Here is a 12,325-nt window from a genome sequence, read left to right as displayed (position 1 = left end):
TTGATCCCTGTCAAGGCGACGCGCCTCCCGTGCAGAAAGAGTATCCAGTGGGTCCGCTACGGGCTCATCTCTGAACTGGTGACATTCCGCCAGGGCAGGGCCGTTGCGAGCACTTCGGCTCGCGTGCGAATACAAGGAGAGCCCCTTGTTCCAGAGCGCCATTCAGTCCGTGCGGACCCTGGGCAAGGTCCCCGCCCGCTACGGCAACTTCATCGGGGGGCACTGGTCGCCGCCTCTGAGGGGGCAGTATTTCACCGACCACAGCCCGATCAACGGCGCGCGGATCGCGGAGTTCGCGCAGTCGACGGTTGAGGACGTCGAGGCGGCGCTGGACGCGGCGCACGCGGCCAAGGCGGGTTGGGCGCGGCTGTCGCCCAGCGAGCGGTCGCGGATGCTCAACAAGATCGCTGACCGGCTGGAGGAGAACCTCGAACTCTTCGCGCTCGCCGAGACGATCGATAACGGCAAGCCGATCCGCGAGACACGCGGCGCCGACGTGCCCCTTGCGGTCGATCACTTCCGCTACTTCGCAGGCTGTATCCGCAGCGAAGAAGGCTCGATCTCGACAATCGACGAACAAACGATCGCCTACCACTTCAAGGAACCCCTTGGCGTCGTCGGCCAGATCATCCCCTGGAACTTCCCGCTACTCATGGCCGCCTGGAAGCTCGCCCCGGCGCTGGCAGCGGGCAACTGCACTGTGATCAAGCCCGCTTCCCAGACGCCGCTCACGCTGATGCTGTTCGCGGAGCTGACCGCCGACATCCTGCCGCCCGGCGTGCTGAATGTGGTGACCGGGCCGGGCGGCACCGTCGGCCGGGCGATCGCCGCCAACCCGCGGATCGCCAAGGTCGCCTTCACCGGCGAGACCACGACGGGACGGCAGATCATGCAGGCCGCCGCCGAACACCTGATCCCGCAAACCCTGGAGCTTGGCGGCAAGTCTCCGAACATTTTCATGCCCGACGTCATGGCCGCCGACGACAGCTTCCTCGACAAGGCCGTGGAGGGCCTAGCCCTCTTCGCCTTCAACAAGGGTGAGGTCTGCACCTGCCCGTCGCGCGCCCTGGTGCACGAATCTATCTTCGACGCCTTCATGGAACGCGCGATCAGCCGCGTCGCCAGCATCAAGGTCGGCGACCCCCTGGAGCCGACCACCCAGATGGGCGCCCAGGCCTCGGAAGCTCAGCTCACCAAGATTCTGGACTACATCGAGATCGGCAAGCAGGAGGGCGCGCAGTGCCTCACCGGAGGTGAGCGTGCGCTGCCGGGCGGCGAGCTCGACGCGGGTTACTTTGTGCAGCCGACCGTGTTCGTGGGCGAGAACCACATGCGGATCTTCCAGGAGGAAATCTTCGGCCCGGTTCTGGCGGTGGCCCGCTTCAGCTCGCCGGAAGAGGCGGCGCGGCTCGCCAACGACACCCCTTACGGCCTGGGCGCCGGCGTCTGGTCCCGCGACGGCGGGACCGCATACCGGATGGGACGGGCGATCGAAGCCGGTCGGGTGTGGACAAACTGCTACCATGTCTACCCGGCGCATGCCGCCTTTGGCGGTTACAAGGCCTCAGGCTTCGGGCGGGAGAACCACAAGATGATGCTGGCCCACTACCAGCAGACCAAGAACCTGCTCGTCAGCTACGACGATCAACCCCGCGGGCTGTTCTAGGGAGCAGAAAACACTGCAAGAGCGCCTCCCGCCGCCGGTGCGCGTAATGATAGGGCGTCGCGAGCGTCCTTACCAGCAAGCCTGATCTGGAGCCAAACCATGAAGTCTCTCATCATTACGATCACCGCCGCTTCGGCCCTGTTCGCAGCCAGCTACGCCCTGGCGGACGGGCCGCCCGCGAAGACCCCGCCTCCCACCGCCACAGCGGCGCAGCATGAAATGTGCGGCAGGATGAAGGGCGGCCAGATGCCTGCCGGCAAAGGTCAGATGGGCGCCATGAAGGGGGCGGACGGCAAGCCTATGGCCAAGGCGGACATGGACAAGATGCACAAGATGTGCGGCGAGATGATGGGCCACGGCGGAATGGCCCAGCCGAAGTCCGGATCCCACCCGCCGGCGCCGAAGAGCGACGCACCGAAAGCTCACGAACACTAGTTCCCTCAGGCGGCGTAGGGTCCGCTGGCGCCGGCCAGCCGAGGCATTGGCGACCAAGCGATGACTGGGGTCATGAGCACGCGACCGCCAACGCTTGTTCGCGGACCCGGCGCTTGGCTGTTTCCTGTGACCGCCCCCTACGACAGAAGGCAGGAGGAGCGCGTGGCTGCGGCTGACCCCGACCACCATGGTCTGTGCCGACCTTCGGTAGCCCACATTGCGGCGCCAAGCTGTCGAAACATGCCTCACCCGGCCCCCTCACCGGTCATGCTCAGAAAGGCTGGCCGGTTCCTGGCGTCTGGCGCGCAATCGGGCAGGGCTGGAGAAGGTGGCCGATGATCGACCAGGCTCCTGGGTCCGCCGCTTCGCCAAGGGCGGGAACGCCCGAGAGGCTCGCGATCGACACGATCCGCACGCTGGCGATGGATGCTGTGCAGAAGGCGAATTCGGGCCATCCGGGCACGCCGATGGCGCTGGCCCCGGTGGCCTACACCCTGTGGCGAGACTTCCTGCGCTACGATCCGGACACGCCCGATTGGCCGAACCGCGATCGCTACGTTCTGTCGGTCGGTCATGCCTCGATGCTCCTCTATGCGGTCTTGCACCTGGCCGGGGTCAAGGAGGTCAACGCCGACGGGAAGCGAACTGGAAAGCCCGCGGTCAGCTTGGAGGATATCAAGCAGTTCCGGCAGTTCGGCTCGAAGACGCCCGGCCATCCCGAGTACCGGATCACCACGGGCGTCGAGACGACCACTGGTCCCCTGGGCCAAGGCTGCGGAAACTCCGTCGGCATGGCGATTGCGGAGCGTGCGCTGGCCTCGCGTTTCAACCGCGACGGCTTCGTCCTGTTCGACCACGACGTCTATGTGCTGTGTGGCGACGGCGACATGATGGAGGGCGTCTCTAGCGAGGTGGCGTCGCTCGCCGGCCACCTGGCGCTCTCGAACCTGTGCTGGATCTACGACAGCAATCGTATCTCGATCGAAGGATCGACAGACCTCGTCTTCACCGAGGATGTCGGCAAACGCTTCGAGGGCTATGGCTGGAACGTCGTCCATGTGGGGGACGCCAACGACACCGCCGCACTCGCAAGCGCGTTTGACGCCTTCAGGGCGACCGACGATAGGCCCACACTGATCGTGGTACAGTCCGTGATTGGATGGGGGAGCCCAAAGGCTGGCAGCGAGAAAGCGCACGGCGAGCCGCTTGGCGAGGACAACGTCCGCGCGACCAAGACGGTCTATGGATGGCCTGCGGACAGCGAGTTCCTCGTGCCGGAGGGCGTGGCGGAGGCGTTCCAGGCGGCCATTGCGGTCCGCGGCAGGCCGGCGCGGGAGGCCTGGGAGGCGACCCTCGTCCGGTACCGCAATACCTTTCCGAGGGAAGCCGCACAGATCGACCTGCTCCGTGAAGGCAAGCTGCCCGGTGGCTGGCAGGCCGCACTTCCGAGCTTTCCGACAGACGCCATAGGCCTTGCCTCGCGCGACAGTGGCGGCAAGGTGCTTAACGCCATTGCGCCCCACGTCCCGCTGCTCATGGGCGGTTCTGCGGACCTATCGCCGTCGACCAAGACAAAAATGACCTTCGAGGGGGCGGGCTCGTTCGAGCGCGGTGATCCTACGGGCCGCAACCTGCATTTCGGCGTGCGCGAACATGCGATGGGCTCGATCGCCAACGGCATGGCGCTGTCCTATCTGCGCCCTTATTGCTCCACCTTCTTGGTTTTCGCCGACTATATGCGCGCACCGATCCGGCTGGCGGCGATCATGGAATTGCCGGTCACCTTCGTGTTCACACACGACAGCATCGGTGTCGGCGAAGACGGTCCAACCCACCAACCGGTTGAACATCTCGCAGCTTTGCGTGCCATTCCGGGGCTGAACACGATCCGCCCGGGCGACGCCAACGAGGTGGCGGTCGCCTGGAAGGTCGCGCTGGAGCACAGCAACCTACCGACTGCGTTGGTATTGTCCCGCCAAGCGATCCCTACGCTAGACCGTGTCAGGTATGCGTCGGCCGACGGATTGCAGCAGGGCGGTTACATCCTTGCGGATTGCGAGGGCGGCGATCCCGAGGTCATCCTGATCGGCACTGGTAGCGAACTGCCGCTGGTCGTGGCGGCCCACGAGAAGCTGAGCGCGGAGGGCGTGCGGTCGCGCGTGGTATCCCTGCCAAGTTGGTATCTGTTCGAGCTGCAGGACGATGCCTATCGCAAGCACGTTTTTCCCAACGAGGTACGCGCACGGCTTGCCGTTGAGCAGGCTGGCTCGATCGGCTGGGATCGCTATGTCGGAAGCGACGGCTGCACGATCACGATGAAGACATTCGGAGCCTCGGCCCCGTTGGCCATGCTTCAGGAGCACTACGGCTTCACCATCGAAAATGTCTGCGCCGTCGCGCGTGGCATCATCGGGAAGCACTCATGACCAGTCGTCTGAAGACACTTGGCGAGGCCGGACAAGCGGTCTGGCTCGACTTCATCGATCGCCGGTTCCTATCCGACGGCGGCCTGCGCAAGCTCGTCGAGGAAGACGGCCTCACCGGCGTCACCTCCAATCCTTCCATCTTCGAGAAGGCGATGGGTCACGGCGATGCCTATGATGCGGGCTTCCAGGCGGCCGCCGGCAGGGCCGACGCGAGCGCGCAGGACCTCTACGAGAGCCAGGCCATCGGCGACGTCAAGGCCGCGGCAGCGAACCTGCGGCGTGTCTACGACAGGCTCTGCGGCAAGGACGGCTATGTCAGCCTTGAGGTTTCGCCGCGCCTCGCCAACGACGCCGCGGCGACCGTCGAGGAGGCGCGGCGGCTGTGGGCGGCCGTCGACGAGCCCAACCTGATGGTCAAGGTTCCTGGGACAAAGGCCGGCGTAACCGCCCTGCGGGTGCTGGTCGAGGCAGGGGTCAACGTCAACATCACCTTGCTGTTTTCGCTCGGCGCCTACCAGGCGGTCGCGGACACCTACATGGCCGGGCTCGAGGCGCGCGCGGCGCGGGGCGAGCCGATCGACCGGGTCGCCAGCGTGGCCAGCTTCTTCGTCAGCCGGATCGACGCGCAGATCGACCAGGCCATCGATGCGCGGCTTGCGGCAAACGATCCGCAGAGCGCCGACCTCGCGGCGATCCGCGGCAAGGTGGCCATCGCCAACGCCAAGCTCGCCTACGCCTGGTTTCGAACGTTGCTCTCCAGCGAGCGCTGGCAGGCGCTGGACGCGAAGGGCGCGATGCCCCAGCGGCTGCTGTGGGCGTCCACGGGCGTCAAGGACCCGGCCTATCCGGACACGCTCTATGTTGACGCCCTCGTCGGGCCGAACACTGTGACCACCCTGCCGCCCAAGACCCTGGACGCGTTCCGCGATCACGGCGCGGTCGGCCCCACGCTCACCGAGGACATCGAGGGCGCGCGACGCGTGCTCTCGGAGGCGGCCCGCCTAGGCCTCGACCTGGACGCCGTCACCCGTGGCCTCGTTGAAGAGGGCATAACGCTGTTCGCGGAGGCCACGGATGCCCTGCTCGGCGCAGTCGACGCCAAGCGCGCGACGCTTCTCGGCGATCGCCAGAGGGCGACGGACGCGCCCCCAGCGAACAGCCCGCAGACGGCCCCTGCCACACCTACCCAATGAGGAAAACAGCGCCATGCGTCTAGCGGTCATCGGTCTGGGGCGGATGGGCGCCAATATCGCGCGCCGGCTGATGCGCGGGGGACACAGCGTCGTCGGCTTCGATCGCAACCCACCGCTCATCGAGGCGATCGCCGCAGAGGGCGCGATCGCGGCGTCGTCGCTGAAGGACGTCGCAGCCAAGCTGGAGTCCCCGCGCATTTTCTGGGTGATGCTGCCCGCGGGCCTGCCCACTGAGGACACCATCAAAGCACTCACCGAACTGGCCGAACCGGGCGACATCATCATCGACGGCGGCAACAGCTTCTACAAGGACGACATTCGACGCGCGCGCGCGCTGGGTGAGAAGAACCTTTGCTATGTGGACGTCGGCACCTCCGGCGGAGTCTGGGGGCTGGAGCGCGGCTACTGCATGATGGTTGGCGGGGACAAGGCGACCGTCGCTCTGCTCGACCCGATCTTCTCAGCCTTGGCGCCAGGGCTCGGCGCCATTCCGCGCACGCCGGACCGCATGGAGCAGGAGGGCGAGGATCCGCGCGCCGAGCACGGCTACATTCACGCCGGTCCCGCCGGCGCCGGCCACTTCGTCAAGATGGTCCACAACGGGATCGAATACGGGTTGATGCAGGCCTACGCTGAAGGATTTGACATCCTCAAGGGCAGGAACTCGGCCAAGCTGCCGGTCGAGGAACGGTTCGATCTGAATCTGACCGATATCGCCGAAGTCTGGCGGCGCGGCAGCGTCATCTCCTCCTGGCTGCTCGACCTCACCGCCGCGGCCTTGGCCAAGGACCAGATGCTGAGTCAGTTCTCAGGCCGGGTCTCCGACTCAGGCGAAGGGCGGTGGACGATCGAGGCGGCGATGGAGGAGGCGGTTCCAGTCAACGTCCTCTCCGCAGCGTTGTTCGCGCGCTATCGCAGCCGGGTGGAGCACACATTCGCCGATCAGGTCTTGTCAGCGATGCGCTTCGGGTTCGGCGGGCACGTGGAGATGCCGCAATGAGCGAGGCCCGGCTGTGCCGACGGCGGCGCTTATCTTCGGAACGCCGACGATCGGCGACGCCTGCACCAGCGATGCGCGGCCTTGACCTTGCCATCGTGGGAAGCCCCATCTGATCAGGCGAGGCCAGCAAACTAGGAGATTTCAGTGCTTCGTTATCACGTCAACGACCTTAGCTGCGGACACTGTGTCCAAGCTGTAACCGCCGCCATCAACGCGCTGGATCCAGCCGCAGAGGTCGCCATTGACCTGCCCAGCAAGCGGGTCGATGTGCGGTCTGACCGCGAGCCGTCCGCGGTGGCGGGGGCGATCAGCAAGGCCGGCTATACACCCGCCTTCTACCAACAGGACGCGGCGGCCCCGACAAGCAGCGGCTCCTGCTGCTGCGGCCCGCGCCGCTAAGTCCCAAGGAAATGACAGAGATGCTGACTCGCCGATACCTGCTGGCCGCCAGCGCGGCGCTTGTGTCCGGAGCACCCGCCCTCGCGGCGAGCCCGCCGCCTGTGACGGTCTACAAGACCGCCAGCTGCGGCTGTTGCAAGGGCTGGATCACCCACATGCGCCGGTCGGGCTACCTTATGAAGGAAGTGGTCGTGGAGGACGTCAGTCCGATCGGACGCAAGCATGGCGTGCCATTCGAGCTGTCGTCATGCCATCTCGCGACGGTCGGTGGCTATGTCCTGGTCGGCCACATACCGCCGGCCGACGTCGCACGCTTGCTGCGCGAGAGGCCGAGAGCCCTAGGCATCGCCGTTCCGGGCATGCCTTTCGGGTCTCCCGGCATGGAGTCCCCAAGGGGTGAGGTCGAGGCCTACCAGACGCTGCTGCTCATGCCGGGAGGCAAGACGCGGGTCTTCGCGCGCCATGGCTGATCTAATTGTGAGCGGCGGCGCCGCCGCCGCTAGGGATGCGAACGCTAGCCCCCAGCCGGGTTGAACGGATCGCGCGAGATCTGCAAGGCCTCGTCGGTCGCGCGTATCGATGCGGCCCCAGAGGGCTCGCGGCCGGCGAGCGCCCGGATGGCGTCGATCGTCTCAGGCACAACAATGGCCTGGTTGTCGACCATGTAGGTATAGAACACCTCATCGCCCTCCACGCGCAGCATGTCGGACCAAAGCGCAACCTCGTAGAGATCGCCCCGGGAGCGGCCGAGGTCCGCCATCAGCTCCTTGACCGCATTGATCGCGGCTAGGCCATAGCTGTCGGGCATGAGGAAAATGCGGGGTGACGCGCGGAAGGCGTCCAGCACCTCCTCCTTCGGGGCGCTTCGGGAAAGCTGAACCGACCAATAGTGGAGGTGGGCGATCGTCTCGGGGACCTTGACGGCCATGGTCAGCACATCGAGGTCCGGGTCGACCGTCTGAGCATCAGGACCTTGGTGGCTCGGGATCTCCGGTTCCGGGACGAGGGTGTTGATGATACCGCCAAGGTGACTCTCCCACGGGTCGGTGGCGCGCCGCATGAGCGTGCCGCGCGCGCGCCGGAGCAACCCAGCCCGCTTCAGGGCGGTCAAGGTCCGCACCGTCGCCGTCGTATTGCAGGAGACGACGCGGGTCGCGTCGAGGCCGACTGCGCTTTGATAGTTGGACTCCGCGACGAAGGAGTGACCGGTGACGCTGTGCTTTTCGCCGCCCTGCACGATGAACTTCCGGCCGAGTTGGCGATAGACCGGCACATTCTCCGCAGCGACCCGCTTGGGCGTGCAGTCTACGACGACATCCACGGTTCCAAGCAGATCCTGCAGACGCCCTTCCACGGCAATCCGATTTGCCGCGAGGTGCTCATGTGCTTCGGACGTGGCGGCGAACAGTGGGATATCCTTGCGGTGCAGGGCCCGCGTCCGCCAGTCTGCTGCGACGTCGGAGACGCCCACCAGGCGCATATCAGCCTGAGCACGCACAGCATCGGCAACACGTTTGCCGATCACCCCGTAGCCGTTGACGCCGACCCGAATCTCCCCTGCCATCTGGCACCTCCTCTTTTCGCTGGCCCCCCAGCAGCGCCTGGTGGGCGCTATTGCGGAGCCTTCTGTTGCTGTGGCGCTGTAAGGGACGCTCCATCGCAGCGTCTCTTACGTCTTGCCTTCAAAGCGGCCGAGCGTTTCGGCTAGAAGCGTTGCTATGGATAAGGGATCTGACCTGCATATGCACGGCACCCAGTCGGCGCCTCTCGTCACAGCCCTAAGAGCCGCCACCATCGCGGCTGTGGCTCTAACCGCCGCAACACCATCCACCTTCGCCTGGGCGCAGGCCCCCGCCGAGGACCACGCCGCTCATCATCCGCCGCCAGCTGGCGCGAACCCCGATGCGGCCTCAGGGATGAGCGGAATGAAGGCCCCCAGCCCCACAATGGGCGCCGGTCCCCCAGCGGCGCCTGCGGCGGCCGGCGGTATGGGCGGCATGATGGGAGATATGATGGCGCCCTCTGGCATGGGCGGGGGCGCAGGCGAAGGCGCAGCGGGTTGCTGTGGCCCCATGGGGCCCAAGCCGTTCTACGCGTCTATGATGGACTTTCCGAAGCTCACCGACGAAGCCCGCGCGCGGATCCGGCCTGAGGCGCTGACGCGACTGGGATCAGGGTCGCAGGCGGTCACGGATGGGCAGGCGGCCCTGCATCGCGCCCAGGCGGCCAATGACGCCGCTGCCGCGCTCACCGCGCTGCGCGACGTCAGAGACGGTCTTTCGTTGGCGCAAAGCGGGGCCGGCGCGCTTCGGGCGCTCGAGGCGGGCCAGTCGCCTGAACAGACCGCTCTGGCCTGGTTCCGACACGAGATGACGCTGCCCCCGGCGGACCGCTCAGAGATGGCTGGCGGCTTTCGCGGTCTCTCCTGGCTGCACGTTCTGCTCATGATCCTTCTGGGCGCCGCTCTTACGGGGGCGCTCTGGCTGCAATGGATCCGCGCGCGCCGTGTGGGGGCGCTGGCCGAGCGGCTGACACCCGGCGCTCCAGCTGAGCCATCGACCGCTGAACCCGCAGCTTCGCCGGGTTCAGCCCCTGCTGTCATGTCCAAGGCGGCAGAAGCCGGAGCGCCCGCGCGGCGTCCCTGGATCGGCGTCCTGCGGATCAAGGCGATTTTCGACGAAACGCCCGGCGTGAAGACGTTCCGGCTGATGGAGCCAAACCTCGGCCCGTTCCCGTTCACTTTCCTTCCGGGACAGTACGCGACGGTCACCTCCGAGATCGATGGCAAGAAGGTCCGCCGATCCTACACCATCTCCTCTTCGCCCACGCAACGGGACTACATCGAACTGACCGTGAAACGTGAGCAATACGGATTGGAGTCTCGCCACCTCCACGACCGCGTCGACGCCGGCGATCTCATCGAGGTGGCCGCCCCCGCCGGGAGCTTCTTCTTCACCGGTCAGGAGGCGGAAGGCATCGTCCTGATCGCTGGCGGGGTTGGCATTACGCCTATGATGAGCGTGCTGCGCTATCTCACGGACCGCGCCTATCCCCACGACATCTACCTTCTCTACGGGGTGCGCACGCCCGCCGACATCATCTTCCGCGAGGAACTGGCGCATCTCGCGCGCCGGCACCCGAACGTCCACGTCACGATTGTCGTCTCTCAGCCCGAAGGGACCGAATGGGCTGGTTCAGTGGGGTTCATGACGCCCGAGTTCATCATCGCGGCCGTTCCGGAGATCGTCCGCCGCCGGGTCCATCTCTGTGGCCCGCCCGCGATGATGGAAGCGGTCAAGGGCGTCCTTCGCGGAATGGGCGTGCCCGACGATCAGGTGAAGACGGAGAACTTCGCGCCCCCGAAGGGTGGTCCAGTTCTGGAAACCCAGCCCCCCGCAGCCGAGGTCACGGCCGTCGTCGATGTCGCAGTCGTCTCTCCCTCGGCCCCGCCGTCGGCGCAGGCGACGGTGACCTTTTCCAAGTCCAACAAGTCCGGACGCCTGGCGCCCGATCAGTCGGTGCTGGAGGCCGCCGAGGCCATCGGCGTCGCCATCGACTACGAGTGCCGGGTCGGGATCTGCGGCCGCTGCAAGGTGCCACTGCGGCAGGGATCTGTGAGCATGGAGGTCCAGGATTCTCTGACGGAGGGGGAAAAGCGCGACGGGGTCATTCTCGCCTGCCAGGCGAAGTCCGTCGGCGACCTCGTTGTGGACGCGTGACATGACGCGAAGTGAGAAAGTCATTGTGGAAGGCCTGCTGAGCGCACTTGCGCTCACCGCGCCCGCCTTCCTGTTGCATTCAGCGCCGCGGTTTCCCGGGAGCTTGGCCGGCGGGGCCCTGGGCATAGCCGCAGCTGTGCTCTTTGTCGCCCTACTGGCGTACGCCCTCGTGAAGCGGCAGGGGCGGGTGAAGGCGCTGCTCAGCGCGCGGCGGGTCTCCCTTGGCGCGATTCTGACCTTCCACGTCTATGCCGGGGCGATCGGCGCGGTGCTGGGCGTCCTGCACTCAGGTCATAAGCTAGTGAGTCCCCTGGGGGTGGGGCTCATGGTCTCGATGCTTCTGGTCGTCGCCACCGGCTTTGTCGGACGCTACTTCCTCGTCGAGCTTGGCCAGGATTTGCGGGATCAACAACGCCAGCTCTCCGTGCTGAGGGATCGCTATGACAGCCTCGCGCTGTCCGCCGTCGGCCTGAAGGATGAGGTTGTGGTCGATCCCTCCGGCCTCAAGGTCAATCACCTGCTAGGCGCCATTTCCGACCTGGAGTTCGCCATCGGCGCCCGCGAGACTTTGAAGCGCGCGCTGAACCGGTGGGTGGTCACCCACATCCTCGCCGCCATCGTCATGTACACGCTGCTCGCGCTGCACATCTGGTCCGGCGTCTACTATGGACTGAGGTGGCTCCCATGAAGCTGCCGGGCCAGATCTACGCGGCGCTGAGCGTATTCGGCGTGGTCTTCGTCGTTGGGGTCGTGTGGACGCTTTGGCAAGGTGGCAGCCACGCCTTGCCTGGATGGACGGGCGCGGTGCGGCCGGGGGCCCTTTCCGAGGCCCACGCCTTTCTGGGTGACAAGTGTGAAAGCTGCCATGCGCCGGTCGCGGGTGTGACAGCGGAGAAGTGCGTCACCTGCCATGCGCCGGCGCAGGAGTTGCTGATGAAACCCGCGACCGCGTTTCACCAGAACATCGGGGACTGCAAAGGCTGTCACGTCGAGCACCAGGGTCGCGCCGTCCGGCCCACCAAAATGGATCACGCTGTGCTCGAGGCGGTCGCACAGCGGCGCGATGGCGGCTCGGGGAGCCTGCAGTGCGCCACCTGCCATGGAGTCCAAGATCCTCACGGCGGCTTCTTCGGCAAGCAGTGCGCCAGCTGTCACCAGACCGAGAGCTGGGAGATCAAGACCTTCCTCCATCCGAGTCCCAAGTCCACTGACTGCGCGCAGTGCCACAAGGCGCCGCCCAGCCACTACATGATGCACTTCGAAATGATGGACCGTCCCATCTCAGGCCAGAAGGGGGCTCGGGTCGAACAGTGTTACCTCTGTCACCAGACCGACTCGTTCAACAACATCAAGGGCGTTGGCATGGTAAAGGTACATTGACCCGGACGTATCACGACGTTGCGACCGCCCTAGATTCCCGGCGCTGCTCATGAACCGTTTCAGCCATCTCTGCGCCTCCGCCCGAGGGACTTGTCGAGCCCGCCTGG

11 protein-coding genes are annotated in these 12,325 nt (G+C 66.0%); 10 read left to right on the top strand and 1 reads right to left on the bottom strand.

Going from position 1 to position 12,325, the window contains the following annotated elements:
* Positions 1-145 precede the first annotated feature (145 nt).
* From Q8K84_RS15605 to Q8K84_RS15575, 7 genes are all read left to right on the top strand, one after another.
* A complete protein-coding gene (locus Q8K84_RS15605; protein ID WP_257817696.1) occupies positions 146-1,666 on the top strand; it encodes an aldehyde dehydrogenase family protein in 1,521 nt (506 codons plus the stop codon).
* 99 nt (positions 1,667-1,765) lie between these two features.
* A complete protein-coding gene (locus Q8K84_RS15600) occupies positions 1,766-2,101 on the top strand; it encodes a hypothetical protein (protein WP_257835865.1) in 336 nt (111 codons plus the stop codon).
* Positions 2,102-2,436: 335 nt separating this feature from the next.
* A complete protein-coding gene (gene tkt / locus Q8K84_RS15595) occupies positions 2,437-4,527 on the top strand; it encodes a transketolase (RefSeq protein ID WP_305283624.1) in 2,091 nt (696 codons plus the stop codon).
* Positions 4,524-5,720 (top strand): transaldolase, encoded by a 1,197-nt coding sequence (gene tal / locus Q8K84_RS15590; RefSeq protein ID WP_305283623.1) that lies wholly within the window; start codon positions 4,524-4,526, stop codon positions 5,718-5,720. The genes tkt and tal overlap by 4 nt, the downstream gene beginning before the upstream one ends.
* 13 nt (positions 5,721-5,733) lie before the next feature.
* Positions 5,734-6,720, top strand: coding sequence for a phosphogluconate dehydrogenase (NAD(+)-dependent, decarboxylating) (gnd, locus tag Q8K84_RS15585; protein ID WP_305283622.1), 987 nt, complete (start codon positions 5,734-5,736; stop codon positions 6,718-6,720).
* A 144-nt stretch (positions 6,721-6,864) separates the two neighbouring features.
* Complete coding sequence (locus Q8K84_RS15580) at positions 6,865-7,119, top strand: heavy-metal-associated domain-containing protein (RefSeq protein ID WP_305283621.1); 255 nt, start codon at positions 6,865-6,867, stop codon at positions 7,117-7,119.
* Between the two features lie 20 nt (positions 7,120-7,139).
* Positions 7,140-7,589 (top strand): DUF411 domain-containing protein, encoded by a 450-nt coding sequence (locus Q8K84_RS15575; RefSeq protein ID WP_293385255.1) that lies wholly within the window; start codon positions 7,140-7,142, stop codon positions 7,587-7,589.
* A 44-nt stretch (positions 7,590-7,633) separates the two neighbouring features.
* Here the strand turns inward: Q8K84_RS15575 and Q8K84_RS15570 are convergent, their stop codons facing one another.
* The gene (locus Q8K84_RS15570) at positions 7,634-8,683 is read right to left on the bottom strand and encodes a type II glyceraldehyde-3-phosphate dehydrogenase (protein WP_293385252.1); all 1,050 of its coding nucleotides are present in this window, start codon (positions 8,681-8,683) and stop codon (positions 7,634-7,636) included.
* A gap of 154 nt (positions 8,684-8,837) precedes the next feature.
* Here Q8K84_RS15570 and Q8K84_RS15565 point away from each other — a divergent pair, with 154 nt between their 5' ends.
* The 3 genes from Q8K84_RS15565 to Q8K84_RS15555 are packed head-to-tail and all read left to right on the top strand — an operon-like array spanning position 8,838 to position 12,218.
* Complete coding sequence (locus tag Q8K84_RS15565; protein WP_305283620.1) at positions 8,838-10,838, top strand: FAD-binding oxidoreductase; 2,001 nt, start codon at positions 8,838-8,840, stop codon at positions 10,836-10,838.
* Position 10,839: 1 nt separating this feature from the next.
* Positions 10,840-11,526, top strand: a complete 687-nt coding sequence (locus tag Q8K84_RS15560; protein WP_293385246.1) for a hypothetical protein — start codon at positions 10,840-10,842, stop codon at positions 11,524-11,526.
* Positions 11,523-12,218, top strand: coding sequence for a cytochrome C (locus Q8K84_RS15555; protein WP_305283619.1), 696 nt, complete (start codon positions 11,523-11,525; stop codon positions 12,216-12,218). The genes Q8K84_RS15560 and Q8K84_RS15555 overlap by 4 nt, the downstream gene beginning before the upstream one ends.
* The last annotated feature ends 107 nt before the right edge of the window (positions 12,219-12,325 follow it).

Origin of the sequence: Phenylobacterium sp. (genome assembly GCF_030679875.1) — a bacterium.
GTDB lineage: Bacteria > Pseudomonadota > Alphaproteobacteria > Caulobacterales > Caulobacteraceae > Phenylobacterium.
The sequence above is the reverse complement of the archived record's forward strand: the minus strand, read 5'-3'. Positions and strand labels throughout refer to the sequence as shown.

Coding starts and splice junctions, on each gene's coding strand:
- Q8K84_RS15600 (WP_257835865.1), top strand. CDS start 1,766: ATGAAGTCTCTCATCATTACGATCACCGCCGCTTCGGCCCTGTTCGCA.
- tkt (WP_305283624.1), top strand. CDS start 2,437: ATGATCGACCAGGCTCCTGGGTCCGCCGCTTCGCCAAGGGCGGGAACG.
- tal (WP_305283623.1), top strand. CDS start 4,524: ATGACCAGTCGTCTGAAGACACTTGGCGAGGCCGGACAAGCGGTCTGG.
- gnd (WP_305283622.1), top strand. CDS start 5,734: ATGCGTCTAGCGGTCATCGGTCTGGGGCGGATGGGCGCCAATATCGCG.
- Q8K84_RS15575 (WP_293385255.1), top strand. CDS start 7,140: ATGCTGACTCGCCGATACCTGCTGGCCGCCAGCGCGGCGCTTGTGTCC.
- Q8K84_RS15570 (WP_293385252.1), bottom strand. CDS start 8,683: ATGGCAGGGGAGATTCGGGTCGGCGTCAACGGCTACGGGGTGATCGGC.
- Q8K84_RS15565 (WP_305283620.1), top strand. CDS start 8,838: ATGGATAAGGGATCTGACCTGCATATGCACGGCACCCAGTCGGCGCCT.
- Q8K84_RS15560 (WP_293385246.1), top strand. CDS start 10,840: ATGACGCGAAGTGAGAAAGTCATTGTGGAAGGCCTGCTGAGCGCACTT.
- Q8K84_RS15555 (WP_305283619.1), top strand. CDS start 11,523: ATGAAGCTGCCGGGCCAGATCTACGCGGCGCTGAGCGTATTCGGCGTG.